Source organism: Neorhizobium lilium (genome assembly GCF_004053875.1).
GTDB classification, from domain to species: Bacteria; Pseudomonadota; Alphaproteobacteria; order Rhizobiales; family Rhizobiaceae; genus Neorhizobium; species Neorhizobium lilii.
On the sequence record NZ_SBIP01000002.1, the window covers coordinates 1143378 to 1169698 of the forward strand.

Here is a 26321-nt window from a genome sequence, read left to right on the forward strand (position 1 = left end):
TCTGGCCTGCCGGCCATGTCCCCCACAAGGGGGGAGAAAACCTGTGGCGACACTCCCCCAAATTCGGCCGTCCCGAATTCTGCCTCGAATTCTCCTCGGCAGCACGGCAGGTTAAGCCCTCCCCCTTGTGGGGAGGGTGGGGAGGGGTGCTTCTTCAAAGCCACCAACGCCTCACTCTTCCCAATGCACCTCTGCCAGCACGTTCGACGGGATCGGCTCGTTTTCCCATAGCCCCTTCAGCTTGGCGTTCCACACACCGAGCTTCGGCATGACGAACAGGAACAGCGCCGGCACGTCGTCCGCAAGCATGGTCTGCGCCTCGCCATATAGCTTGTCCTGTTCGGCTGGGTCGGATGTGGCCTGCACCTTGGCCAGAACCTCGTTGATGGCCGGGTTCTTGTAGTTGAAGTAGTAGGGATCGCGGGCGTAGATATCGATGTCCATCGGCTCCGCATGGGCGACGATGGTCATGTCGTAATCGGCCGCCTTCAGCACATCCGCCACCCATTTCGCCGGAAACTCGGTGGTCTCGATCGTCATCGTCACGCCGATCTCGGCGAACATCGCCTGCAGGATCTGCGAGGTTCGCTGCGCATAGGCCATCTGCGGCGCCTTCATGGTGAAGCTGAAGCCGTTCGGGTAGCCGGCCTCGGCCAGAAGCGTCTTTGCCTTTGCCGCATCATAGGGATGGACGCCGGTCAAGTCCTTGTAGCCGCGGTCGTTCGGCGTGTAGTGGCTGCCGATCGGCGTACCGAAGCCGGACCATGCGCCGTCGATCACGGTGGCACGGTCCACCGCCATCATCAGCGCCTGCCTTACCCGCTTGTCGCTAAACGGCTTGCGGGTGTTGTTCATGCCGGCAACGACCTTCAGCTCCGTATTGCCGATGACGGTCGCGATCTTCTTGTCGTCCTTGAACGAGTCTATCAGCTCAGGGGCGGCGAATTCCGGCACGGCATCCACGTCGCCCGCCTTCAGCGCCGCCGCCTGTGCCTGCGCCTCGGCGATGAAGCGGAAACTTGCGGTTTCCAGCTTGATCGGCGTCGCGTGGTTCCAGTAGTCGCCGTTCCGGACCAGCTCCACCTTGGTGCCCTTGGCCCAGCTGACGAACTTGAACGGGCCGGTGCCGACCGGCACCGTCTTGTTGTCCGCCGCCGACTTCGGCTCGACCATCACGGAGGCCGGCCAGCCCAGCCAGTAGAGAAGGCTGCCGGCCGGCTGCTTGAGTTTCAGCACCAGGGTCGCCGCATCCGGCGTCTCGACGCTGTCGATCGATGCGAAATAGCGTTTCTGCGGATTGACCGAATCCGCACCGCGCGCCCGGTCGATCGCGAACTTGGCGACGGACGAGTCGAAGGCGACGCCGTTGTGGAATGTCACGCCCTTCCGCAGCTTGAACGTATAGGTCTTGCCGTCCGGCGAAATCTGCCAGCTTTCCGCAAGCTGTGGCTGCACCTGCCCCGCCTTGTCCACGGTGGTCAGCCCCTCGAACACGTTCTGCCAGGTCACCTGGCCGATCGCGACGGGTGCGGCAATGGTCGGATCGAGCCCGGCCGGCTCGATCGGCATGCCGATGGTGACGGACGTCTTCGAGGCGGCAAGAGCTGAGCCTGCTGTAATGGAACAGGCGGCGGCGACCGTCAACGCCATCAGCACACGCCGCGAAACCGGACCCCAAACACCTACCGCCCCCATGGCAATCCCCTTGTTATCATTGCGTCATTTGTTATGGGCCGGCAGTTTAGGGCTATTTCGCAGATGCACAATGGGAATTTGTCATAGTGAGAATGGATTAGCCGCGCCTAAAACCCTCGCTGGCGACCAGCAGCTGCCTTGTGTAATCGGCAGAAAATTCTCGCTTCTCCAGCGCCTGCGCCGCCACCGTCTCGACCACCTTGCCGGTCTTCATCACCGTCAGACGCTCGCACATATGGCTGATGACGCCGAGGTCGTGGCTGACCATGACGAAGGTGAGATTGCGGGCGCGGCGCGCGTCTTCAAGCAGGTTAAGGATTTCCGCCTGGATGGAGGCATCCAGCGCCGAAGTGGGCTCGTCGAGCAGCAGGATTTTCGGCTCCAGGATCAGCGCCCGCGCGATGGCGATCCGCTGCCGCTGCCCGCCGGACAACTGGTGCGAATAGCGGAAGCGGAAGCCCGCACCGAGACCCACCTCGTCCAGCGCCCGCGAGATCCGCGCGTCGACGTCGGTGAAACCATGGATCACCAGCGGCTCCAGCAGCAGGCGATCCACCGTCTGGCGCGGATGCAGCGAGCCGTAAGGGTCCTGGAACACCATTTGAACGGTGCGGTAGAACTCCTTGTTCCGGCCGCTGCCGGAATAGGACTGGCCGTTCACTTCCAGGCTGCCCTGGCCGAACTTTGCCAAGCCCGCCACCGCGCGCAGCAGCGTGGATTTGCCCGAACCGGATTCGCCGACGATGCCGAAGGACTCGCCCTCGGCAACATCGAGGCTCACATGGTCGAGCGCATTGAACTCGTCATAGGTGACGACCATGTCGCGGATCGAGAGAGCCACCGGCCCGGCCGATGATGAAGCATTCGGTGAAGGCACTGTGGTCATAGCCGCCACTCCGGCTTGCGGTCGAGGACGGGAAGCGGATGCCGGTCGGACCCGATCGTCGGCAGACAGTTGAGCAGCCCACGCGTGTAAGGATGCTGGGCTTGGGACAGATCGGCCGAGGGAAGCTCCTCCACCACCCGGCCCGCATACATGACGAGCACCCGGTCGCAGAAGGAGGAGACCAGCCGCAGGTCGTGGGAGATGAAAATCAGCCCCATGCCGCGGTCCGCCACCAGCTTGTCGAGAATGTCCAGCACTTCCAGCTGCACGGTCACGTCGAGCGCCGAAGTCGGTTCGTCGGCGATCAGCAGTTCCGGCCCGCAGATCAGCATCATGGCGATCATCACCCGCTGGCCCATGCCGCCGGAAACCTCGTGCGGGTAGAGCGAGAACACCCGCTCCGGATCGCGGATCTGCACCGCCTCCAGCATGGCAAGTGTGCGGGCCTTGGCCTCCGCGTTCGAGACCTTCTCGTGCGTCTTCAGCGTCTCGATGATCTGCCGGCCGATCCGCATCACCGGGTTCAGCGAATATTTCGGGTCCTGGAGGATCATCGCCACCTGCTTGCCGCGCAGATGCCGACACTCTGACGCCGAGATGGACAGCAGGTCGCGGTTTCCCAGCGCCAGCGTCTTGGCGGTGATCTTCGCCTGCGAAGGCGTGAGCCCCATGATGGCGCGGCCGGTCTGCGACTTGCCGGAACCGCTCTCGCCGACAATGCCGAGACGTTCGCGGCCAAGTGTGAAGGAGACGCCGCGCACCGCCTGCACCTCGCCCGTGCGGGTCGGAAAGGTCACCCGCAGATCGTCGACCGTCAGCAGCGGCTGGTTCGATGTCGCACTCATTGGCCGGCCTCCTTCGGATCGAGCGCATCGCGCAGGCCGTCGCCGAGCAGGTTGAAGCCGAGGCTGACGATCAGGATCGCAAAGCCCGGCATGGCGGCCACCCACCACTGGTCGAGGATGAAGCGTCGGCCGGATGCGATCATCGCGCCCCATTCCGGAAGCGGCGGCTGGGCACCGAGGCCGAGGAAGCCAAGGCCGGCAGCCGTGAGAATGATGCCCGCCATGTCGAGGGTGACGCGCACGATCAGCGAGGAAAGGCAAAGCGGCATGATGTGGCGCAGCACGATGCGAAAGGGCGATGCCCCCATCAGCCGCACGGCCGCGATGAATTCCGAATGCCGGAAGGTCAGCGTCTCCGCCCGCGCGATACGGGCATAGGGCGGCCAGGAGGTGACGGCGATTGCGAGAATGGCGTTCTCGATGCCGGGTCCAAGGGCCGCCACCAGCGCCAGCGCCAGAACGAGTTTCGGAAAGGCAAGAAAAATATCCGTGATGCGCATCAGCACCGCATCCACCCAGCCCCCCGCATAGCCGGACACGGTGCCGACGATGAGCCCGATCGGTGCCGCGATGACCGCGACCAGCACGACCACGAAAAGCGTGAGCCGCGAGCCGTGGATGAGGCGCGAGAGAATATCGCGGCCCTGGTCGTCCGTGCCAAGCAGGTAGCCGGCGGAGCCGGGCGGCAGCAGCCGCGAATTCATCAGGTCGCCCTGCACCGGGTTATGCGGCGCCAGCACATCGGCAAGTGCCGCCACCACCAGCAGAGCCAAGATGATCACAAGCCCGAGCAGTGCCAGCCGATTTTCCGCAAACCGGCTCCAGACCACATAGGCGCGGCCAAGCTTGGCCTGGCGGCGGGAAGCCGGTCGGTCGGAGAGCAGCCATTCGCGGCTATAGGGTTTTGGTGTCTCAACCACACTCATCGGTTTCGTGTCCTGGGGTCGAGCGTCCGATAGAGAAGATCGGAGAAGAGATTGATGCTGACGAAGACGACGCCGATGGCAATCGTGCCGCCCAGCACGGCATTCATATCCGCATTCTGCAGCGAATTGGTGATGTAGAGACCGAGCCCCGGCCAGGAGAAGATGGTCTCCGTCAGCACGGATCCTTCCAGCAGGCCCGCATACGAAAGCGCGATCACCGTCACCAGCGGCACTGCCGCATTGCGCAGCGCGTGGAACCAGATGATCCGCGTTTCCGACAGGCCCTTTGCCCGCGCCGCCACCACATATTCCTGCGCCAGTTCGTTCAGCATGAAGGAACGGGTCATGCGGCTGATATAGGCCAGCGAGAAATAGCCGAGCAGCGCGCCAGGCAGAATTATGTGACGGAACAGGTCCCAGGCCACGTCCCACTGACCCTGCCAGACGGCATCCAGAAGGTAGAAGCCGGTAATCGGCGTGAACGTGTATTCGTAGACGATGTCGATGCGGCCCGGATAGGCGACCCAGTTGAGCCGCGCGTAGAACAGCACCAGCGCCAGCAGGCCCAGCCAGAAGATCGGCACGGAATAGCCGATCAGGCCGATCACGCGCACGATCTGATCGGCAATACTGCCGCGCTTGACGGCCGCCAGCACGCCCAGCGGTACGCCGATCAGCGCCCCGATGATGGTGCCGATCGTGGCAAGCTCGATGGTTGCCGGGAACACCCGCGCGATATCGGCCATGACCGGATTGGTCGTCAGCACGGACGTGCCGAAATCCCCGGTCACCGCCTGTTTGAGATAGATCCAGAACTGCTCATAGAGCGGCAGGTTGAGGCCGAGCTGTTCGCGTACCCGCTCCACAACATGCGCCGGCGCCCGGTCGCCGACGATGGCGAGCGCCGGATCGATCGGCACGACGCGGCCGATGAAGAAGGTGACGGCCAGAAGGCCGAGGAAGGTTGTGGCCGCGGTCACGATGAACCGCAGCACTGCCATGACGGAAGACGATGCACGGCGCCGTCTGCGCCGTGTCGCCGCTGTCGTATCGATCAGGGTCAAGGAGTTCTCCTTAGAGTGAGGCGGGGCGTCGCGGTTTGCCCCTGCCCTCCGTCTAAACCAAGCGATCGCACATGGGACCGAACGCTGCCTGAAGCTCGGTCGATGCTCCTTGCTCCCTCATCCCTGTGCTCGTCACAGGGATCCAGCAGCGTCGCGTCCGCGACGCGAAAGTGTCTTTTCAGCCCAAGGACCTGGGCTGACTGGATTCCTGTGACAGGCACAGGAATGAGGGGCTCTCCAATATGCCGGCACACTTTCCGCATCCCTTGACTGATGCGGACTATTCCTTCGACACCGGATAGACGAAGTTCGTATCGAAGCTCGGGCCAAGCTTGAAGTTCTTGAGCTTGGGCGAATATCCCGCCACTTCCACCTGCTGGAAGAGGAACACGAACGGGCTCTGCGCCAGAACCTTGCGCTGCAGGTCTTCATAGGTTGCGGCACGCTTGGCCGAATCCTTTTCCAGCAATGCGCCCTTGGCAGCGTCCGAAAGCTCCTTCGGCACGTCCCAGGCATTGCGCCAGGCGAGCGTCTTGTTCTTGCCTTCGTCCGAGTTGTCGTAGTTGATCACGAAGGTCTCGGCATTCGAGTTCGGGTCGAAATAGTCCGAGCCCCACTGGCCGATATAGATGTCGTGCGTGCGGGCGCGGAACTTGGTCAGCGTCTGCTTGCCGTCGCCCGGGATGATTTCCAGTTTGATGCCGGCCTGCGCGAGGGTCTGCTGCACGCTTTCGGCAATGCCGGTCACCGGCTGGTTGTTGCGCACGTCCATGGTCACGGTGAAGCCGTCCTTCAGGCCTGCCTTGGCCAGCAGTTCCTTGGCCTTGGCCACGTCCAGCTTGTAGGGCTTGTCGTCGATGGCACCGAGTTGACCCTTGGGCAGGAAGGTCTGGTGGATCTCGCCGATGCCCTTGATCAGGGTTGCGCCGATCGCATCGTAATTGACCAGATACTTGAAGGCTTCGGCCACTTCCGGCTTGGCCAGGTTCTTGTTCTTCTGGTTGAGGCTGAAGAAATAGACCGTGCCCTTCGGCGCCGAGGTCAGCGAAAGCCCCTTCTTCTGAACCGCATCCAGATCACCCGGCTCCAGGTTGCGGGCGACGTCGATATCGCCGTTTTCGAGCGCCAGGCGCTGGCCCGAGCTTTCCTTCATGTGCCGGTAGATGACGCGCTTCAGCTTCGGCTTTTCGCCGTAGTAATTGGGGTTGGCTTCCAGGATAACGGCTTCGTTGGCGCGCCAGGCCATCGTCTTGTAGGGGCCGGAACCGGCATAGCCGGTCTTCATCCACTCATTGCCGAAATCCGTGTCGTATTTGTAGTCGGCGCTCGGCGTCACCTTCTTGGCATGCTCTGACACCACCTTCTTGTCGACGATGGAAGCGACCGTCGCGGTCAGCACGTTCAGCACGAAGCTCGGCGCATAGGGCTTGTCCACGGTGAACACGAAAGTCGTGTCGTTGGCCGCCTTTGCCTTGTCGGCAACATTGTCGCCCGTCAGGCCGAACTGGGTCAGCAGGAAGGCCGGCGACTTGTCGAGCTTGATCGCGCGCTCGAAGGAGTAAGCGACATCCGTGGCAGTGATCGGATTGCCGGATACGAATTTCAGCCCGGACTTCAGTTTGAATGTATAGGTCAGGCCGTCATCGGAGATCGTCCAGCTTTCGGCGAGGTCGCCGATCACCTTGGACGTATCGGCCGGGTCCAGCATGACCAGCTTGCTATAGCAATTGGCGGTGATTTCCGCGGTCGACAGCTCGAAGGCTTCGCCCGGATCGATCGTGATGATGTCGTCGATCGCAAAGCCTTCGACGAGCGTGTCGGCCGGCGTCGCGGCAAAGGCCTGCGGCGCGGCTACCAGCAGCAGCCCGAATGCGGCGCTGGTGGACAGCACGCGGAGGCTCTTGTTGAGCGAATGGATCATGTGAGTTCCCCTGTCTTTAATTCTGACTTTTATGTTTGTTTTCGACGTCTACGGTAGCCTATTCGTGCCATGCTCGGCCGAGCACCCTCAACCAGTTTTCGCGGCAGAGCTTGGCAAGTTCGTCGGCACCGTATCCCTCAGTTTTGAGGGCTGCAACCAGATTCTGATTGCCGGCCGCATCTTGAATTTCCTGTGGAATTGTCGCCCCATCGAAGTCGGAGCCGAGCGCCACGTGATCGATCCCCATCCGCTCAACCGTATAGTTGATGTGGCGGATCATATCGGACAAAGGCGTTGCCGCATCGTCACGCCCGTCGGCCCGCAGCATGGTCACCGCATAGTTGAGCCCGGCCAGGCCGCCGCTGTCCTTGATGGCATCCATCTGCCGGTCGGTGAGGTTGCGCGCGACGGGCGTCAGAGCATGCGCATTCGAGTGGCTGGCGATCAGCGGCTGATCGGACGTTCTGGCGACGTCCCAGAAGCCCTTCTCCGTGATATGCGCGAGGTCGATCAGGATGCCGAGCCGGTTGCAGGCCTTGACGAGTTCAAAGCCGAGCTCGGTGAGGCCGGGACCGGTATCCGTCGTCATCGGATAGGCAAAGGGAACGCCGTGGCCGAAGATATTATGGCGGCTCCAGACCGGTCCAAGCGACCGCAGCCCGGCGGCATAAAAGACCTCCAGATTGTTGAGATCGGCATCGATCGCCTCGCAGCCTTCCATGTGCATGACGGCGGCGAATATGCCCTCCTCCATGGCCTTTCTGATCCCGTCAGTGGAATGGCAGAGGCGCCACGCGCCGGCACGGTCGAGCTTCAGCGCGATGGCCGCCATTTCCAGCGCGATATCCAGCGACGGCTGGTAGTCGAGCGGCGCCGCAAGCGGCGTCTCGTAATGGCCCTGGGCATCCGGCTCCTTGAGCACCAGATCGCCGGAGGGGATATAGATGGCGCAAAGCCCGCCGGCGAGACCGCCCGCCTTGGAGCGCGGCGCATCGATATGACCAGCCGGCGTGCCGTCTGCAAATTCCGCTACCGGGTCGCCGCCCGCCTTCATGGTCCGCCAGAGCCTCAAAAGCACGTCGTTATGGCCGTCGAACACCAGTTCCATGAATGCAGTCCCGATTTTATTGAAGGAGTGTCAGATGAGAAAGTCCGCGATCCTAATCAGCCGGAAAACGTTCGCAAGCCACAATCGTATGTCATCACAGCAACTTACAGCGAGTGCAGGTAGGAAGAGATGTCGCTCCACTCGGGGTTCATCTGCTCGATCAGATTGAGCTTCCATTGACGAGGCCACTTCTTCATCGTCTTTTCGCGCTTAATGGCATCTACAAGAAGATCGAACTCCTCGAACCATACGAGCGTTTTCACGCCGTATCTCGAGGTAAACCCTGGCGTTAGCTCATTTTGATGTTCATACAGACGGCCGGGCAGGTCGCGCGTTACGCCGATATACAGCGTTCCGTTCCGCTTGGACGCCAGAATGTAGACATAGCCTTTCATGGTCGAACAGTGATTGTGGCTTGAGGTTTTTTCAACTGCATTCTGATGCGCGTTGGCGTTTCCCGCGCCGCCGACGCGGCGCTGCTGGATTCCTGTGACCGATCCCCGGAACAAGCCCGAGGACAGGAATGAGGGAGTGTAGAGCATGATCCATGCCAGCATCCACCATTTAGGCTCGATGTTGCCGCCGAACATTTGCTTAAGCAGCTCTGCCACGATCCTGCAACTGAGCAAGGTGCAATCGAATGGCTCCTATCCTGTGCTACGATACCTCCGCTCCCTCCACCCTCATTCCTGTCCTCGGGCTTGTTCCGGGGATCCGTCACAGGAATCCAGCCGACGCGCGTCCGCGCGGCGAAAGACCCGTATCACTTCCATTAATCAACTGAAGCATCAGATTCCCACGTCCCATCCCCGGCCTTGCGCAGCAGGGGGGTCGCAAAGGCACCGACCACGCGTGGCCGCCACCCCGTGCCGAAAGCGTCGAGCCTCTCGTGCCAGCGTTCCGACTGCAGCATGGCAGCGCCGATCACCACCGGCTCCACGTCGAGCGATTGCATCAGCGACAGGGCGGCAATGATGGAGGCACCGCTGGAAATGACGTCGTCCACCAGCGCCACCCGCTTGCCCTGGATGAGCGGCAGCATGCGCGGATCCACGTAAAGCCGCTTCTTCTGCTCGGGTGTCGTGATGGACGAAAGCGGCACGGACAGCGTCTCGTCGTACCAGAATTTCCGCGAGGTTCCGAGCGGCACATAACGGGTGTGGCCGAGTGTGCGGGCAACGGCTGCCGCAAGCGTCAAGCCAAGCGTCGGCAGCCCGACGATCACCTCCGGCCGGAAGTTTGCAAGCCGCGGCGCGAGCGATGCGGCCAGCGCATCCTGTACGTCGAAACTCGCCTGGTTGATGATCAGCGAGGCGAGCGCATGTTCGCCGTCGGCGAGCGGCCGGATCGGCAGGGCAAGCTGGCTGCCGTCCGAAAGCTGCGCCGGAAAGAATCCTGCAAACGGCCCTGCAGTGTCGGGGCTGCCGGGCGGGTGAATGGTCTGCCAGAAATCATGCGGCTGCATCGGCTGCCCCTATTCCACAATACTGAGGACGGGCGATGCGAGAAGCTGCCCGGTTGAACCGTCGGCAATGCCGCGATCTGTCTGATGCGGTCCCGGATTGCAGGCCAGCGTCGCGCCGAAACAGGCCTTGAACACGAGGTAGGGCGGTTCCCAATCGACGATCCGGTCCATCGCCGCCCGGATGTGGCGGAAGCCGTCCGCAACCTCGATCAGCGGCGCTTCGGAGACAAGGCCCGACAGAGGCAGCGGCAGCAGCGCTTTCACCTCGCCGTGCTCGACCACCGCCATGCCGCCGCCTGCCTCGATCACCGCATTGGCCGCCATGGCCATGTCTCTGGGATCGGCACCGAAGACGGTAAGGTTGTGGCTGTCATGCGCAAGCGTGGTCGCGAAAGCGCCCCGCCATTTGCCCCAGCCTTCCAGAAACCCGACACGGGTGCGGCTGTCGGTACGGCCGTGGCGATGGGTCACGGCGATCAGCGTCGTGTCCTCCGGGGGTACCACGTAACCATCGACGACATCCGCACCCGTTTCCCCCCATTGCGTGAACCGGGGCCGCGCAATGGTCGCTAAGCGAACTTCTCTGCCTTCCGAGACAACCCGGAAATCCTGCTCCTGAAGCGGCTGGAGCTTGACCGAACCGCGTAGGGGCGCCGGATCGGCCGAACACACGGCGCTGGCAATTATGCCCGCCTTCGAAACGACCGTACCGCTCGCAATGACGCAGCGAGCACGGAAGTCGCCAAGGTCCTCGAAGACGGCGATATCGGCGCGGCGTCCCGGCGCGATCAGGCCGAGATCCCTGCGCCCAAGCCGGACTGCGCCGTTCAGCGTGGCCGCCTGCAGCGCCCATTCCGGCTTCATTCCGTAGCGGACGAGCCGGCGGACAACGTCATCCAACCCGCCGCCATCCACCAGATCGTCCGGGAAGACGTCGTCCGTGCAGAGCGTCACCGTCTGCGGCAGATGCCCGAGCCCGTTGATGGCCTCTACCAGTTCCGGCAGCAGATGGTCGTGCGAACCTCGCAGCTCGATGGTAAGCCCGGCGCGCAGCTTCGCCAGCAGATCGTCCGCCGAAACCAGCTCATGGTCCGACGTGACGCCGGCCACCATGAAAGCTGCAAGATCGGGGCCAGACAGACCGCGCGCATGGCCGCAGACCAGCTTTTCGGAATCGAGCGCCGCCTGCACGATTGTGCTCATGCGCGGATCGCGGTCGATCACACCGCGCATGTTCATGACCTCGGCAAGGCCGCAGATCTTCGGCCAATAAAGCATTTCCTCGATCGTCGCCGCATCGAAATCGGCGCCCGCCATTTCCAGCCCCGGCGCCGAGGGAACGCTGGAGGGCGCCAGCATCACGCAGCGCAGCGGCAAGATCTTGACCGCCTCGACGGCCCAGCTCACCCCATCGACGCCATGGACATTGCCGAATTCATGCGGGTCCCAGACGACGGTCGTCACCCCGCGTGACACGACGGCTGCAGCATAAGTGGCTGGCGTCACCATGGAGCTTTCGATGTGCATATGCGTGTCGATCAGTCCGGGTGATACATAGGCACCGGTCGCGTCGAGGATCTCCGCTGCGTCGCTGCGGCTGCCCGTCTCATGGACGCTGGCGATCAGCAGCCCGACCAGACCGATATCGGCCGGCCGCAACTCGCCTGTCACCACATCCACCAGGGTGCCGCCGGTGATGAGAATGTCGAACGGCCGGTCTCCGCGCGCAGCTTCCACCGCGCGGGTGCGCAAGTCCGGATCGTTGAACGCGTTCACGTCCGCAATGATACCGCTCACCATGTTGCCTCCGCCCGCAGCGTTTCCATAATGATATTACGCGCTCGCGCAGCATCGATCTGCGCCCCGAAAGCGGCATTGAACGCTCCGCGCGCCGCCCGCGTTTCGACCACGGTGCGCCCGCGCGTCAATCCGCCAGCAAGCTCGACATCGATGCGCGCCTCCTGCCAGGTCACCGTATCGGGATAGGCGAGCGCAACGACGGCGACCGCATCATAGAGCGACATGGCCGGGCGCCCGCGCCGGATCGCGATGTCGATGAAGCCGGTGAGAAGATCGGCCAGCAGTTCCGCATTTCGCCCACCGGCGACGCGGATCGGCGCCACGTCCTCCGGTGCGCAAAGCACCTGGCGGCAGAGGTCGAGGTCGATCATCTTCAGCGGAATGCCGTGGGCAAGCACGATGCCCAGCGCTTCCGGATCGGCAAAGGCATTGAACTCGGCCGAGGCCGTGTGATTGCCGGCCGTCACCGAACCGCCCATCCAGGTCAGCTCGGTGATCCGGCGGCCAAGATCCGGCCGCGCCAGCGCCACCGCCGCGATATTCGTGAGCGGGCCAAGGGCCATGATCCGTCGCTCCGGCTCCTCCTCGCCTTCATTCTGCTCGAGCCAGGCGCAGAGCGCTTCGAATGCGCCGCCCTCCAGTTCATCCGGCACCTGCGGCAGCATAAGGCCTGCGCTCGGCATGCCGGCTGCACCGAGAATTCCGGTTGCCGTTTCCAGCTGCCCGAGAACGGGCGCTTCCCGCCCCGCATAGATTGGAAACGGCCAGACGAAGGCGGAAGCAGCGCTCGCCGCATTGCGCCGCACCTGCTCCAGCGGCGCATTGCCGAAGGTGAGCGAAATTCCGTCAATGCCAAGCCCCGCATGCGCGGCGACCATGATCGCGGCGATGTCGTCGAAACCCATGTCCGTGTCGATCCAGATACCCATTCCGGCGATCCTCAAGAAAACTGCGACAGCGGCACGGCCTTGTGGGCCGGCAGATCGAAGGCAAGCTCGGTGCCGAGATCATGCACGGGCTGGCTGGCCTCCACCTCTGCCTTGATCAGCCCGAGCGGCGTATCCAGCAGATATTCCCTGTGGTCGCCGGCAAAGGATGTGCCGCGCACGGTGCCCCGAAAAGGACCTGTCCCCAGGGACACCATACGCGGCCGCCAGGCGAGGCCCGCCGCTGAAGGGGCCTCTCCCTGGAGTTCGAACAGGCTGCCAGCCGCCTTCAGCTTTCCGCCTTCCAGCGCAAAGACGTTCTCGAAGCCGACGAAATCGGCGACGAAGGAGGATTGCGGCCGGTTGTAGATATCCTGCGGCGAGCCGATCTGCTCGATGGCGCCGCGCTTCATCACCACGATCCGGTCTGCCAGCGCCAGCGCCTCCGCCTGGTCATGGGTGACGAAGATCATCGTCACGCCCGTTTCCTTCTGGACGCGCTGCAATTCGGTGCGCATTTCCAGCCGCAGCCTTGCATCGAGGTTGGACAGCGGCTCGTCGAGCAGCAGCACCTTCGGCTCCATCACCATGGAGCGGGCCAGCGCCACGCGCTGCTGCTGGCCGCCGGAAAGCTCGGCCGGACGCCGGTTGGCAAAACTCGACAGGCCGACGGACTTGATGCCCGACTGCACCTTGGCGTCGAGCTCTGTGCCACGCAGGCCCTTCAGCCGCAGCCCGAAGGCAACGTTTTCATAGACGGAAAGATGCGGAAACAGCGCATAGGACTGGAAGACCAGACCGACGGCCCGCTTGTTGGGCGACACATGGGTGATATCGGCGCCGTCCAGCCGCACATGGCCGCTCCTGACCGGCAACAGGCCGGCGATCGCCCGCATGGTCGTCGTCTTGCCGCAGCCCGACGGCCCCAGCAGGGCAATCAGCTCGCCGCGACGGATATCGAGGTCGAGATCGGCGACAGCAACCGAATCGCCATAGGCGAGCGTCAGCTTTTCGAGCGAGAGGTAGGCTTGATCAGACATAGCGGGAGAACCCCAGAAAGCGTTCGGCGGCAAATACGATGCCGATGGACAGGAAGGCGAGCAGCGCCGATAGGGCTGCGACCGATGGGTCGAAGACGATTTCCATATAGGCGATCATGTCGATCGGCAGCGTCCGGACGCCCGGCCCGGACAGGAAGAGCGACACCGGCACCTGGTTGAACGAGGTGACGAAGCCGAGGATGAAAGCCGACAGAATGCCGCCGCGAATGTTCGGCAGGACGACGCGGAAGAAGGCGCCTGTTCGCGACGAGCCGAGCAGCACCGCCGCCTCCTCTATATCGGAGCGCAGGTTGTCGAGGCTGGCTGACACCACCCGCACCGCATAGGGCAGCACCAGCGCCGTATGCGCCAGAAACAGCGCCAGGCTGATGCCGACACCGAACGGCACGACGATGTAGCGCAGCAGCGCCAGCCCGACGATGATGCCCGGCACGATGATCGGCGCCGAAACCACGGTGCGGATCACTTCCGCGCCCGGCAGCTTGTAGCGCGACAGCGCGTAGGAGGCGGGAATGCCCAGCACCAGTGCCGCCGCCGTGCCGCCGATTGCCAGGAACAGCGACATGCCGAACGAGGCGCGGAAGCTTTCCACCGTGAAGACCTTGGCGATCCAGCGCAGCGAGAAGCCCTGCGGCGGAAAGGCCAGCGTATCGCCCGCCGAAAACGAGGCGGCGACGATGATCAGGAACGGCCCGATCAGGAAGGCGATCACAAGGAACAGGGTGAGCGGGATAAACAGATTGCGGCCAAGGGAGTTCGGCATCATGCGGCAGCCCTCACCTTGTTGCGGGCCGTCGCGACCCGCTTCAGGAGGATGTTGGCGGCGAAGCTCATGACGATCAGGATGAAGGCGATGACGCTGGCGGCAACGAAATTGCTGGACACAGCCACCTGCTGGTACATCAGCGTTTCCAGCATCAGCACCTTGGAGCCGCCCAGAATGGCCGGCGTGATATAGGCGGTCAGCGAACCGGTGAAGACCAGCGTGCCGCCGATCACCAGCCCCTCCCTGGTCAGCGGCAGCACCACCTTCCAGAACACCTGGAACCAGTTGGCGCCGAGCACCCGGGCGGCGGGAATGGCATCCTTCGGCATGTTTTCCAGCGCCGAGATCAGCGAAATGATCATCAGAGGCAGGAAGAGTTGCAGCAGGCCGATGAAGATCGCGGTTTCGGAAAACAGGATGCGCAACGGCGCTTGCGTGATCCCGAGGGCCTGGAACGCCTGGTTGACGATGCCGGTGCGCCCCAGGATGACGATCCAGGCATAGGTGCGCGCCACCGGCGAGATCATCAGCGGCAGCACGACAAGACCCGTGACACGGCCCTTGGCGACCGGGTCGAGGCTGACGATGGCAAAGGCCGCCGCATAGCCGATCACCGCCGACACAACCGTCACGATCGCGCCGAGCCGCAAAGTGCGCAGAAAGACCGTCTGGTTGAGCGAGCTGGAGAAGAAATCGGTGAAAGCGGAAAGCGTCCAACCGCCCCCGACCCCGTCGACCACCGGGTTGCGGAACCCGTCCGACAGCAGGATCAGCACAGGCACGAGAAACACCGCCGCCGCGAAGATCGCGGCAGGCAGCGCAAGTGCAAGGGCCTCGGCCCGGTTCTGGAACATGGATGGTGGTCTCCGGCCTTGTTGACGATATCCCCTCACTTGCGATTTCTAACACTTAGCTGAAGCTAAGATGTTGAAATCGCTTTCTCTCCCACAAGGGGAGAGATGCCGGGGAGGCATCCTCGGCGCCCTTCCTCTCCCCTTGTGGGAGAGGTTACAAAATCATGATCTTAGCGTCAGCTAAGTCTTAGATTTTGTTGGTGAGGGGGCCGAAACTTGCCTTACTGCCCCACGGCCTCGTTCCAGCTCTTTACCCAGCCGGCGCGGTTGTCGAGCGCGGTGGCCGAGGGGATGAGCTTCAGGCTCCTGGCCGTTTCCTCGCCATAAGTAAGGTTGGCGGCGATCTCGTCGGAAACCTTGACGTCCCGGTTGGCCGGGCTGTCGATGAACTTCTCGGCAAGCTTGGTCTGCACTTCGGTGGACAGCCAGAAATCCATGAACTGCGTCGCAAGTTCGCGGTTCTTGGAGCCCTTGGTGACGATCATCACGTTCATGCCGCCGGTCTGGCCTTCCTTGGGTGTCGCCCAGGCGACGGGCAGACCGAGCTTGGTGAAAGGCGCCCAGGTGAAGCGGCCGATCGGCGCTGCCCAGATCTCTTCCTGCTTCATCAACTGCACGAGCTGCGAGGATTTCTCATAGAAGGTGACGATCTCGTCCTTCTTTTCGCCCACCGCCGTGATGGCCCCCTTGAGGTCCGGTGTGTCCTTGCCCACTGCCTTGCCCAGCATGAAGAGCGCCGGCGGACCCTGATTGGTGGTGACGTTCGGCCAGGCGATATGGCTTGCATATTCCGGCTTCAGCAGATCCGCCCAGCTCTCGATCTTCATCTTGTCGGAGCGGTAGGCGATGGACGTGGCATAGAAGGTATAGCCGACGCTCATGCCGTCGCCGTTCGGATCCTTGGCGAGGTCGTAGAGCTTGCCGAAGTTCGAAAGCTTGGCAGTGTCGATCTTGTCGGTAAGGCCTGCACGCGCGGCGGCAAGCGCATCGGCCATGGAAACCACCGCCATGTCGACGACGGGGCTTGCCTTGTTGGCTTCCATCTTGGCCAGCCGCTCGACGCTATTGCCGGTTTCCACCACCAGCTTGCAGCCGCAGAGCTTCTGGAACGGATCGTAGACGATCTGCTTGTACTCGTCCTGCGACAGCGCATAGACGGAAATCGTCAGCGTCTTTTCCTGCGCAAGCGCCGGTGTCTGGGCGGCGCCCAAGCCGAGCAGGGCCGCTCCGCATGTAAACGCGAATGTCTTCATCATCGTATTTCCCCTTTTATGGTGTTGCCTTGCGAATTGAAAATGGCGGGACGACCGCTGGTCTGGCGGGCCACGAGCGTCATCGGGACACGGTCGTGCTGCGCGATGGCTATGCCGCCGGCCTCGGGTATTTCAGCATTCTCCTGATCGATGACCGCGAGCAGCGCATTGACGGCAATCTCGGCGATGGCGGCCATATCCTGCCGCACCGTGGTGATTGCGGGACTGACCACGGAGGACCAGGCGAGATCGTCGAAACCGACGACACTGGCCTGATCGGGAATGCGGATGCCGGCGCGCTGCAACTCCGTCACGGCGCGCAGGGCATGCAGGTCGTTGCTGGCGGCGAAGGCGGTAAAGCCGCGTTCGATCTTGTCCATGAGACCGAGCGGGCAGCCGGGCCCGGACACGGCCTCGATCTTCTCGATCCAGACAACCTCGACCCTCGCATCCTTCGGCAGACGCGACTTCATTCCGCCGATACGATCGTTCTGGACGTTTGACTGCGGATTGGCGCCGATCAGCACGAAATTGCGGTGACCGAGCCCGGCGAGATGGTCCGCCACAAGCTGGCCGCCCTGCCAATGGTCCGAAGAGACCGTATTGCCGGGTGTTGAAGGACTGTCGATGACGGCCACCGGGCAGCCGAGATCGCCGATTCGGGTTCCGAAGCGCGGCACGACGACGATGCCATCCACCTGGCGCTCCATCAGCCGCTGGATGGCGAGCGTCTGCATGTTGTTGTTGCCACGGCTGTCGGCGATCAGCACGCCGTAACCCGCATCGGCGGCAGCGTTTTCGATGGCTTGCGCGATCTGCGGAAAGAGCGGATTACCGATATTCGGCAGCACGAGGCCCAGCACGCCGCTGCGGCCGGTCCGCAGCGCCCGTGCAGTAAGGCTCGGCACGTAACCAAGTTCGGCCGCCTTGGTGCGGATTTTTTCCGCAAGTTCGGGAGAGACCCGGCCCTTGCCGGACAGCGCATTGGACACCGTTGCCGCAGACACGCCAAGAGCCGCGGCAATCGCGCTCATGTTCGGACTGTGGCGGACAACGGCCATGGGCTCTGCCTGATTAATCGTTTAAGCAGAATATGAGAAAATCGGGCTGGAGTCGAGCCCCCACGTGCCTTAGCCCACTTCCTGCATCAGGCGGCGTATAGCTACGTTACTCGCGCCGTGCGTCTACGCCTCCCAGTATGGTGGGTCTCCGAACGTCTTCCTTAAATGATCGGCGATGGCGCGGAGCTTTGCGGAAGCGTTGCGCCCCTGCGGATGGGCCATATAGATGAATTCAAGCTCGGGTTCCTGATCCATTTCAACAACCTGCAGCAACCCATCCTTGATCGGCTGTCCGGCAATGAAGGCGGGAAGAAGCGTCAGGCCGAGACCGGCGATGGCGGCATCGCGCAGCATGTCGCCATTGTTCACGACCAGCGCCGGCTTCGCGCGAACGAGGACGGGGCCGGCCTCCGTCTGGAAGCGCCAGTCTGACACGCCGCGGTTGGCATAGAAGATGCCGCGATGGCTGCCGAGATCTTCGAGCGTTTTGGGCGCACCATGCCGTTCCAGATAATCCGCCGACGCGACCAGCATCCGGCGGCTCGATGCCAGCTTCCAGGCGATGAGGCGCGTATCGGCAATCGCGCCGTGCCTGATCACGGCATCATACCCATCCGCCAAGGCATCCACGCGGCGATCGTCGATCTCCAGGGTGAGTTTCAATTCCGGATGCCGGCTTAGAAATGGATAGAGAGCCGGCCCAAGATGCAGCCGGCTGAAGGTGACGGGTGCCGCGATGCGAACAGGACCCGCAAGGGTTCCGCGTCGTTCCGAAATATCCGCCACGGCATCCTCGATCTCCGAGACGATCCGCCGGGCGCGCTCCAGAAAGGCAGCGCCGTCTTCGGTCAAGGTCAGCTTTCTCGTCGTCCGGTGGAGGAGGACGACGCCCAGCGATTTCTCCAGCTCCGCCAGCCTGTCGCTGACCAGCGATTTCGACAGCCGCAGCCGTTTGGCAGCCGCGACGATTGATCCGCTTTCGACGATTGCAACGAAAGCGGACATGGCTTCGGTTTTGATCACTGTTCGGCTTTTCCGGACGGCAGTTCCATGGATTGCAAGCTAATCGCAAGTCTTGCGAAATGCCATCTTGCTGTCAACGCAACGGAGGCATCGGTTCCTCCATGGTCAGGAGATCAGGACAATGGGAAGATTGACAGGCAAGGTCGCCATCGTAACCGGCGCAAGCTCGGGTATCGGCCGGGTCACGGCAAAGCTGTTCGCTGAGGAAGGCGCAAAGCTGGTGGTCGGAGCCCGTCGCCAGGTGGAGCTGGATGCACTGGTCGCGGAGATTGAATCGGCCGGCGGCACAGCCACTGCCGTCGCCGGCGACGTCCGCTCGGAAGACTATCACAAGCTTCTGGTCGCCACCGCCGTCGAACGCTTCGGCAAGCTCGACATTGCCTTCAACAACGCCGGCACGCTGGGCGAAGGCGGCCCCAGCACGGGCGTGTCCGAGGCGGGATTCGCGGACACGGTCGCCATCAACCTCACGGCTTCCTTCCTGGCCGCCAAGCATCAGATACCGGCCATGCAGGCCAATGGCGGTGGCTCGATCGTCTTCACCTCCACATTCGTCGGATACACCGTCGGCTTTCCCGGAACCGCCGCCTATGCCGCCAGCAAGTCGGGGCTGATCGGGCTCACGCAGGTGCTGGCCGCGGAATACGGGCCGGAAAATATCCGGGTCAATTCCGTCCTTCCCGGCGCCGTCGATACGGACATGTACCGGGAACACAATGATACCGAGGAAAAGCAGGGCTTCATCACGGCGCTTCATGCCTTGAAGCGTATCGGCAAGGCGGAAGAGATCGCCCGCGCCGTCCTCTACCTCGCCTCGGACGACGCAAGCTTCGTGACCGGCACCGCATCCCTCGTGGATGGCGGCCTGTCCATCACCCGCACCTGACTTGTTCGGAGCCTGACTTGTTCGGAGAATGGCTGGCTCTTGTTGCCGGCCATTCCTCTACCAGCCGACCACGTCCTGCTGGAACCGGCCCACTTCCTCGATCAGCCAGGACCGGAAGGCCGCGACCGGCCGGAACTGCACCTTGCTCAAGGGTGCGACCGCGTAATAGGCGCTCGGGCTGCGGACATGGTGCGGATAGGCCTCGACGATCTGGCCCTCCGCCATTTCGGAATCGATCAGGAAGAGCGGCATCAGCGCGACGCCCAGCCCGGCAATGCAGGCTTGAGCGACGCTGCCGAACTGCTCGAAGCGCATGCCCTGCGCTGGCGTTTCGCCAATGCCGAGGCTCTCGAACCAATGGCTCCAGGCGCCCGGCCGCGAGGCCATGTGTAGGAGCGGCAGCCGCAACAGGTCGCGCGGCTCGCCAATCGGATGGGCGGCCAGAAAGGCCGGCGAGCAGACCGGCGCCACCATTTCCTCCATCAGGAACGTGCATTCGGCGCCGGGCCATTGCGGCCCCTTCTCGCCCATCGGTCCGATATGGATCGCCATGTCGACCCCGTCCCGGTCGAAATCGAACATGCCGATGCGGGTGACGAAATTGAGCGTGATTTCCGGATGGCGCGCCACGAAAGCGGGGATGCGCGGCATCAGCCAGCGGGTGCCGAAGGTCGGTAGGATGGCGAGCGTCAGCTGGTCGCTATGCCGTTTGGTCATGACCTGAAGCGAGGCGGAGCGGATCAGCGCCAACGCATGGGCCACCGTCCGGGCATAGTCCTCGCCGGCCGCCGTCAGCTTCACGCCGCGGCTCGTCCGGTCGAACAGGAACACGCCCAATTGCTCCTCGAGCCCGGAAACCTGGCGGCTGATCGCCCCTTGCGTCAGCGACAGCTCGTCTGCGGCCGCCGAAAAGCTGCCGAGCCTTGCCACGGAATCGAAAGCCGCCAGCGCCGAGGTGGAGGGAAGAAGTTTTCGTGAAAGCCCGATCATGCCTCTATGACTATAGATCATGGCCGCGTGAGTAAACGGCGCTTGCCCTCTGCCCCGCCAGGACGATAATTTCGGGCAAACTATTGGAGGCATAGCGTGGCTTTTTCCTGGAACGACCCTTTTCTGCTGGAAGACCAGCTGACCGACGAAGAGCGGATGATCCGCGATGCGGCCGCGAGCTTCGCAAAGGCTGAACTCGCTCCCCGCGTGTCGGAAGCTTATCTGGATGAAACCACGGATGCCGGCCTGTTCAAGCTGATGGGCCAGACCGGCCTGCTCGGCGTCACCCTGCCGGAGGAATATGGCGCCGCCAACGCCTCCTACGTCGCCTATGGCCTAGTCGCCCGCGAGATCGAGCGGATCGACAGCGGTTACCGCTCGATGATGAGCGTGCAGTCCTCGCTGGTGATCTATCCGATCTTCACCTACGGCTCGGACGAGCAGAAACAGAAATATCTGCCGGGCCTCGTCTCGGGCGACCTGATCGGCTGCTTCGGCCTGACCGAGCCCGATGCCGGCTCCGACCCGGGCGGCATGAAGACGCGCGCCGAAAAGATCGAGGGCGGCTACCGCCTGCGCGGCGCAAAGACCTGGATCTCCAATGCGCCGATTGCCGACGTCTTCGTCGTCTGGGCGAAGTCGGAAGCCCATAACAACGAAATCCGCGGCTTCGTGCTGGAAAAAGGCATGAAGGGTCTGTCGGCACCCAAGATCGGCGGCAAGCTGTCGCTGCGCGCCTCGATCACCGGCGAAATCGTCATGGACGGCGTCGATGTGGGCGAGGATGCGATCCTGCCCAACGTTTCCGGCCTCAAGGGTCCGTTCGGCTGCCTCAACCGCGCCCGCTACGGCATTTCCTGGGGCGTACTGGGTGCGGCGGAAGACTGCTGGTTCCGCGCCCGCCAATACGGGCTCGACCGCAAGCAGTTCGGCAAGCCGCTCGCCGGAATGCAGCTCTACCAGAAGAAGCTCGCCGACATGCAGACCGAAATCACCCTCGGCCTCCAGGCTTCGCTGCGCGTCGGCCAGCTGATGGACCAGCACAAGATGGCACCGGAAATGATCTCCATCGTCAAGCGCAACAATTGCGGCAAGGCGCTTGATATCGCCCGTCAGGCCCGCGACATGCACGGCGGCAACGGTATCCAGATCGAATACCACGTCATGCGCCACGCGCAGAACCTCGAAACCGTCAACACCTATGAGGGTACGCACGACGTGCATGCGCTGATCCTCGGCCGCGCCCAGACGGGCATCCAGGCGTTTTTCTGATCGCCCGGAAACGGGAGTTTTACAACACCCAAAGCCCGACGCAGCCCTTTGCGCGGGCCGAGGATCTTGGTAGATTGTCTGCGATCGGGTGAAACAAGACCGTAGCGGAGATGTCTGATGAAAGGCCATTTTCTAAGGGACTACATTCTCTTTCTGGCGCCCGCTGTGATCCTGCCGGTGGGCCTCTACCTGTTCGACAACAGTGTCCCCGGCGCCAATCTCTTCAAGATCGGCCTTTTGCTGCCCTTGGTGATGCTGGCCATGAAGGGCCTGAGCGGTTTCTTTCCCGAGGAGAACCTCAAAGAGAGGTCCATCGGCCGGATGGTGGAATATGCGGTCCTACAGGGGGCGGTTGCCGGAGCCTTCCTGGTGGTCGTCGCCAGCCTGTCAGATCCCCAGATGCCGATAAGCCTCTCCTCGGATCTGCGGAGGTTCGTCATCGTCATCATCTTCGTTTCGACACCCAACTTCGCCATGGCACTGCACGCGCAAAAAAAGCTGCAGGCTGAGTGACGGAATGCCCGTTGCGCCCGGCGCGTTCAACGGACGCCCGACGAATTCGTCAATTGGCCTCATCTTCGGCGCCGGACGCGCTCACGCCGGTTGAATACGAGCGGCATTTATCCTACGTCAAATCCACCTTCCCATGCCGGCTTGGGGCCACCTGCGGCCGGTTGCCCGTTGAAAACGAAAGTGGACACCATGCAGACCTATCCAGACATAAAGCTCTTCATCAACGGCGAGTGGCGCGATGCCATCGGCGGCGAGACCATTCCTGTTTCCGACCCGGCCACCGAGGAAGTGATCGGCAAGATCGCCCACGCCCGGAAGGCGGATCTCGATCTGGCACTGGAAGCGGCCGACAAGGGCTTCAAGATCTGGCGCGACACGTCCGCTTTCGAACGCTCCAAGCTCATGCGCAAGGCAGCCGACATTCTGCGCTCGCGCGCCGACGACATCGCCTGGCTGATGACCCGCGAACAGGGCAAGCCGCTGGCCCAGTCGAAGATGGAAACCATGGGCGCGGCCGATACGATCGACTGGTTCGCCGAGGAAGCCCGCCGCACCTACGGCCAGATCATTCCTGCCCGCTTCGGTGGCGTATCCAACATGGCGCTGAAATTCCCGGTCGGTCCGGTCGCCGCCTTCACGCCCTGGAATTTCCCGATCAACCAGATCGTCCGCAAACTGTCGGCCGCCCTTTCCACCGGCTGCTCGATCATCGTCAAGGCGCCCGAAGAAACGCCAGCCTCCCCGGCCGAACTGATCCGTGCCTTCGCCGATGCCGGCGTGCCGGCCGGCGTCGTCAACCTGGTCTACGGCATCCCGGCCGAAATCTCGGAATACCTCATCCCGCATCCGGTCATCCGCAAGATCTCGTTCACCGGCTCGACCCCGATCGGCAAGCATCTCGCAGCCCTTGCGGGCAAGCACATGAAGCGCGCCACGATGGAGCTCGGCGGCCACGCCCCGGCGATCATCTTCGACGATGCGGATCTGGAAAAGGCGATCGAAGTGACGGCGGCGGCAAAATTCCGCAATGCCGGCCAGGTCTGCGTGGCACCGACCCGCTTCCTTGTGCAGGAAGGCATTGCCGACCGGTTCATGGACGGCTTCGTCAAGGCGACCGAGGCCCTCAAGGTGGGCAACGGCCTGGAAGACGGCGTCACCATGGGGCCGCTTGCCAATGAACGCCGCATCCCGGCCATGGAAGACATGATCCATGACGCGGTTTCCAAGGGCGCGGTCCTGAAGACCGGCGGCAAGCGCATCGGCAACAAGGGACACTTCTTCGAGCCGACCGTGCTGGCCGACGTTCCGACCTCCGCCAAGATCATGAACGACGAGCCCTTCGGCCCGATCGCCATCGTCAACCGCTTCTCGCATCTCGACGACGCCATCGCCGAAGCCAACCGCCTGCCCTTCGGCCTTGCCTCCTACGCCTTCACCGGCTCGGTCAAGACGGCGCATGCGCTCGGCCGCCAGGTGGAAGCAGGCATGCTGACCATCAACCATAACGGCCTTGCTATTCCTGAAGTGCCCTTCGGCGGCGTCAAGGATTCGGGCTATGGCACGGAAGGCGGCTCGGAAGCGGTCGAAGCCTATCTCGAAACCCGCTTCGTCAGCCAGATGAACTGAGACTTTGCGCGTCTACAGCATGTCGCGCAAAAGTGTGCAGCGGTTTTGCGATAACGACATGCAACAAAACAAAGGCTTAAAGCGTAAGGAGCGAATCTGAAAGATCGCGCCGCGCTTTAGAGCGTTTCAGGGCTAAATGGAATCGTTCTGCCGGAGAGATTTTCCGTCAGGATCAAGGCTTTTGGCGAAGGGCATACCTCCCGGTACGGCCGAGACGAAAGCCGAAGATACTGGCGGAAAAGCACCCGGCCCTTCGGGTTGGCTGAAGCGGGTCATCTGCCATGTCGAGCGGCTTGGCCGTATGCGACGGCAAAGGCATGGGCTGAGGCTCATGCCTTTGCCTGAGCGGCCGCCGATTGGATTGCCGCCACGACCTTCGCCACGCTCTGTTCCACCGACAGCAGTGCCGTATCCAGCCGGATATGCGGGTCGATCCATGGCTCGTATTCCAGCATCTCGACCTCCCTCCATGTCGGCGGGGTCAAGCCCTCGACCGGGGAGAAGCGGGTTTCCACACGGTGGCGGTGTATCGCCACATCGGAGCAGACGACTTCGACCTCAAGAAAGGGAGCACTGGCATGCAATGCGACCTCCTGGAATGCGGTTCGAGTGATCTCTATTGGGTTGACTGAATCCACGATGACGACGTGACCCAGCCGAAGATTGTCGGCGGCAACACGGTACATCGCCATATACCCCGCCGGGCCAACATCCGCTGCTAGCATTCCTGATGATCGGATTGCCTGTTCCAGGGAGTCTACCCGCAAGTACAGGGCCTTGATCTCGCGCGCCAGGCTTTGCGCAATGGTGCTTTTCCCCGAGCCGGGCAGCTCGCCAAAGATTATCAACATACCAGCCCCCTGATGCCGGTTACTCGTAGTATTTCAGTCCGATCGGCGTCAGCTGGCCATTCGTTTGGACAGCGTGAAGTTCGAACTTCGTCGGCCGCCTCGCCATGAATGCAATATCTTGTCGACATTTGCATCGGTGCCATCAAGCGCATCCAGTTCTATGTCATATCTTTTACCGACATGGATGGTCCGGAAATCCTGCTCGGCGCTGCCGATCGGCCGGTTCCCTCGGGCAGCTTCCCGCTCCAGCAAAAGCTCAAGCGGGCAGTGAACTCCGACAAAAAATACATCGTGATCCGCCAGGAGCTTTGCCAGCGTCTCCAGCCACCCGGCCGTATCCAGAATATGTTCGAGGATGAGATCATTTCCTGCATCGGCATAGGCCTTCAGCGACAGGTGGAAGCCATTGAAGAAAGCCGCCCTGGCATCGGGCCAATGGAAATCGCCGCGACGGAAACGGCTCGTTGGAAGAACACCTGCATCTCTCAGATGATCGATGGAAATATGCCAGAACGGCTTTTCGATCTGCTCCTGAAGAGACCTCGCGATTGTGGATTTTCCGCTGCTCGATGCCCCGTGCAAGAATATGATCTGCGCCATCTGAAGCCTCCAATATCTTGGACGGACGGCTAAATCATTGCAGTGACACTGAAATGACCGGACGGTGGCGCTTTGGCATTTTCATTGCTGGCCATGCAGCTTGACCATGTATTCGGCATAGGCGGCAATGAAGTGGGTGCGCGCCTCGTCCACGTCGCAGCGATGAAGAAGGGCGGCGTTGCAGGCGTCGATCGCGGTCCAGTAAGCCTGGCCTGAGCGGATGCTGAAATCGTCCTGCAGATATCGAAGGGCGGCACGCGGCCCGTGGATGCGCCTTTCGCCAGCGCCGTCGTCCCAGACGCTGACGGAATAGGACCATTCGAGCGTAAAGCCGACGGCGATGACCGAGTTCAAGGAGTACCTCTTATCACAGGTGGTTGGCCGGCAAACGTCTCGGTGATCGGCCCCTTCACCGGGTACAGGCGGCGGAGGATCCTGCCTCACCGAGCACAGGCGCAGATGATATCAGTGGATGGTCTTGATCCCGCCTGCCGAGCTCTGCTGTTCCGATCCGGATGCCGGATGACCGGCAATCCCTGCCCCGGCAACATCGTCGTCGGCAATGCACCGATTGATCGCTTCCGCCAGTTGTTGCGGTCTGGTCATGCCCGAGTGAAAAAGCCGGATGACCAGCAGCGCGGCCAGATTTTTGCGACCGGTTGCCAGTGCCGAGGCATCCAGGACCCTGCGAAGCACGGCCAGATCGTCTGGCGTCAGTGGAGCGTCATGAGCCGGGGAAGACATGATGTCCTCCTTGTCTTGGGGCCAAGCGTCACCTTGAGCAGCAGCGCCCGTAAAATCGGCTACTGGAAATTGTAACATGCGCTCATATTTGCGGAAGGTCAATGATGCGCCGGAACCGGGGACGTTTCCGACTCCGCTCAAGAAACTCACCGTATTTTTCAGGATCTTGGCACGGCTCCCTTTAG

At 62.4% G+C, this 26321-nt stretch carries 26 protein-coding genes; 4 read left to right on the forward strand and 22 right to left on the reverse strand.

Translation table 11 applies throughout. The annotated features are described in order from the left end of the window. Positions 1-171: 171 nt before the first annotated feature. The 17 genes from EPK99_RS11725 to EPK99_RS11805 form a co-directional block, all read right to left on the reverse strand. Complete coding sequence (locus tag EPK99_RS11725) at positions 172-1650, reverse strand: ABC transporter substrate-binding protein (RefSeq protein WP_245582416.1); 1479 nt, start codon at positions 1648-1650, stop codon at positions 172-174. Positions 1651-1792: 142 nt separating this feature from the next. Next, complete coding sequence (locus EPK99_RS11730; RefSeq protein ID WP_128443200.1) at positions 1793-2581, reverse strand: ABC transporter ATP-binding protein; 789 nt, start codon at positions 2579-2581, stop codon at positions 1793-1795. Further along, the gene (locus EPK99_RS11735) at positions 2578-3426 is read right to left on the reverse strand and encodes an ABC transporter ATP-binding protein (RefSeq protein WP_128443201.1); all 849 of its coding nucleotides are present in this window, start codon (positions 3424-3426) and stop codon (positions 2578-2580) included. The genes EPK99_RS11730 and EPK99_RS11735 overlap by 4 nt, the downstream gene beginning before the upstream one ends. Then, positions 3423-4352, reverse strand: coding sequence for an ABC transporter permease (locus tag EPK99_RS11740; RefSeq protein ID WP_128443202.1), 930 nt, complete (start codon positions 4350-4352; stop codon positions 3423-3425). Before EPK99_RS11740 ends, EPK99_RS11735 begins: the two co-directional genes overlap by 4 nt. Next, on the reverse strand, positions 4349-5353 hold the full coding sequence (locus EPK99_RS11745; RefSeq protein ID WP_425374197.1) for an ABC transporter permease: 1005 nt from the start codon (positions 5351-5353) through the stop codon (positions 4349-4351). The genes EPK99_RS11740 and EPK99_RS11745 overlap by 4 nt, the downstream gene beginning before the upstream one ends. Before the next feature lie 343 nt (positions 5354-5696). Next, on the reverse strand, positions 5697-7337 hold the full coding sequence (locus EPK99_RS11750) for an ABC transporter substrate-binding protein (RefSeq protein WP_128443204.1): 1641 nt from the start codon (positions 7335-7337) through the stop codon (positions 5697-5699). A 58-nt stretch (positions 7338-7395) separates the two neighbouring features. Further along, positions 7396-8445: a dipeptidase gene (locus tag EPK99_RS11755; RefSeq protein WP_128443205.1), complete on the reverse strand. Its 1050-nt coding sequence runs from the start codon at positions 8443-8445 to the stop codon at positions 7396-7398. A 104-nt stretch (positions 8446-8549) separates the two neighbouring features. Further along, positions 8550-8840, reverse strand: coding sequence for a GIY-YIG nuclease family protein (locus EPK99_RS11760; protein ID WP_128443406.1), 291 nt, complete (start codon positions 8838-8840; stop codon positions 8550-8552). A gap of 377 nt (positions 8841-9217) precedes the next feature. Then, positions 9218-9910, reverse strand: coding sequence for a phosphoribosyltransferase (locus EPK99_RS25480; protein WP_128443206.1), 693 nt, complete (start codon positions 9908-9910; stop codon positions 9218-9220). Positions 9911-9919: 9 nt separating this feature from the next. Further along, positions 9920-11710 (reverse strand): adenine deaminase, encoded by a 1791-nt coding sequence (locus EPK99_RS11770; protein WP_128443207.1) that lies wholly within the window; start codon positions 11708-11710, stop codon positions 9920-9922. Next, positions 11704-12639, reverse strand: coding sequence for a nucleoside hydrolase (locus tag EPK99_RS11775; protein ID WP_128443208.1), 936 nt, complete (start codon positions 12637-12639; stop codon positions 11704-11706). The genes EPK99_RS11770 and EPK99_RS11775 overlap by 7 nt, the downstream gene beginning before the upstream one ends. Before the next feature lie 11 nt (positions 12640-12650). After that, the gene (locus EPK99_RS11780; RefSeq protein WP_128443209.1) at positions 12651-13676 is read right to left on the reverse strand and encodes an ABC transporter ATP-binding protein; all 1026 of its coding nucleotides are present in this window, start codon (positions 13674-13676) and stop codon (positions 12651-12653) included. Further along, a complete protein-coding gene (locus EPK99_RS11785) occupies positions 13669-14460 on the reverse strand; it encodes an ABC transporter permease (RefSeq protein WP_128443407.1) in 792 nt (263 codons plus the stop codon). The genes EPK99_RS11780 and EPK99_RS11785 overlap by 8 nt, the downstream gene beginning before the upstream one ends. Beyond that, positions 14460-15317, reverse strand: coding sequence for an ABC transporter permease (locus EPK99_RS11790; RefSeq protein WP_128443210.1), 858 nt, complete (start codon positions 15315-15317; stop codon positions 14460-14462). Before EPK99_RS11790 ends, EPK99_RS11785 begins: the two co-directional genes overlap by 1 nt. A gap of 221 nt (positions 15318-15538) precedes the next feature. After that, positions 15539-16570 (reverse strand): polyamine ABC transporter substrate-binding protein, encoded by a 1032-nt coding sequence (locus EPK99_RS11795; protein WP_128443408.1) that lies wholly within the window; start codon positions 16568-16570, stop codon positions 15539-15541. Next, entirely contained in the window at positions 16570-17631 is a 1062-nt protein-coding gene (locus tag EPK99_RS11800; RefSeq protein ID WP_164901755.1) for a LacI family DNA-binding transcriptional regulator, read from the reverse strand. The genes EPK99_RS11795 and EPK99_RS11800 overlap by 1 nt, the downstream gene beginning before the upstream one ends. A 123-nt stretch (positions 17632-17754) precedes the next feature. Further along, positions 17755-18636 carry a LysR family transcriptional regulator gene (locus tag EPK99_RS11805; RefSeq protein WP_425374198.1) on the reverse strand — a complete coding sequence of 294 codons (882 nt, stop codon included), beginning with the start codon at positions 18634-18636 and terminating at the stop codon, positions 17755-17757. Positions 18637-18775: 139 nt separating this feature from the next. Here EPK99_RS11805 and EPK99_RS11810 point away from each other — a divergent pair, with 139 nt between their 5' ends. Then, on the forward strand, positions 18776-19540 hold the full coding sequence (locus EPK99_RS11810) for an SDR family oxidoreductase (protein WP_128443212.1): 765 nt from the start codon (positions 18776-18778) through the stop codon (positions 19538-19540). 57 nt (positions 19541-19597) lie between these two features. Here EPK99_RS11810 and EPK99_RS11815 read toward each other — a convergent pair whose 3' ends face one another. After that, positions 19598-20530: a LysR family transcriptional regulator gene (locus EPK99_RS11815; protein WP_128443410.1), complete on the reverse strand. Its 933-nt coding sequence runs from the start codon at positions 20528-20530 to the stop codon at positions 19598-19600. A 96-nt stretch (positions 20531-20626) separates the two neighbouring features. On the opposite strand from EPK99_RS11815, the gene EPK99_RS11820 reads away from it, so the two are divergent. The 3 genes from EPK99_RS11820 to EPK99_RS11830 all read left to right on the forward strand — a co-directional run bounded on the left by EPK99_RS11820 (position 20627) and on the right by EPK99_RS11830 (position 23941). After that, positions 20627-21802, forward strand: a complete 1176-nt coding sequence (locus EPK99_RS11820; RefSeq protein WP_128443213.1) for an acyl-CoA dehydrogenase — start codon at positions 20627-20629, stop codon at positions 21800-21802. Positions 21803-21919: 117 nt separating this feature from the next. Continuing rightward, positions 21920-22315 carry a hypothetical protein gene (locus EPK99_RS11825; RefSeq protein WP_128443214.1) on the forward strand — a complete coding sequence of 132 codons (396 nt, stop codon included), beginning with the start codon at positions 21920-21922 and terminating at the stop codon, positions 22313-22315. A 189-nt stretch (positions 22316-22504) separates the two neighbouring features. Continuing rightward, complete coding sequence (locus EPK99_RS11830; RefSeq protein ID WP_128443215.1) at positions 22505-23941, forward strand: NAD-dependent succinate-semialdehyde dehydrogenase; 1437 nt, start codon at positions 22505-22507, stop codon at positions 23939-23941. A gap of 329 nt (positions 23942-24270) precedes the next feature. Here EPK99_RS11830 and EPK99_RS11835 read toward each other — a convergent pair whose 3' ends face one another. The 4 genes from EPK99_RS11835 to EPK99_RS11850 form a co-directional block, all read right to left on the reverse strand. Next, positions 24271-24792, reverse strand: coding sequence for a P-loop nucleotide/nucleoside kinase family protein (locus EPK99_RS11835; protein ID WP_128443216.1), 522 nt, complete (start codon positions 24790-24792; stop codon positions 24271-24273). Positions 24793-24840: 48 nt separating this feature from the next. After that, on the reverse strand, positions 24841-25392 hold the full coding sequence (locus tag EPK99_RS11840) for a chloramphenicol phosphotransferase CPT family protein (protein ID WP_128443217.1): 552 nt from the start codon (positions 25390-25392) through the stop codon (positions 24841-24843). 81 nt (positions 25393-25473) lie between these two features. Continuing rightward, positions 25474-25746, reverse strand: coding sequence for a DUF982 domain-containing protein (locus tag EPK99_RS11845; protein WP_164901756.1), 273 nt, complete (start codon positions 25744-25746; stop codon positions 25474-25476). A 111-nt stretch (positions 25747-25857) separates the two neighbouring features. Further along, a complete protein-coding gene (locus EPK99_RS11850) occupies positions 25858-26136 on the reverse strand; it encodes a hypothetical protein (protein ID WP_128443219.1) in 279 nt (92 codons plus the stop codon). Positions 26137-26321 lie beyond the last annotated feature (185 nt).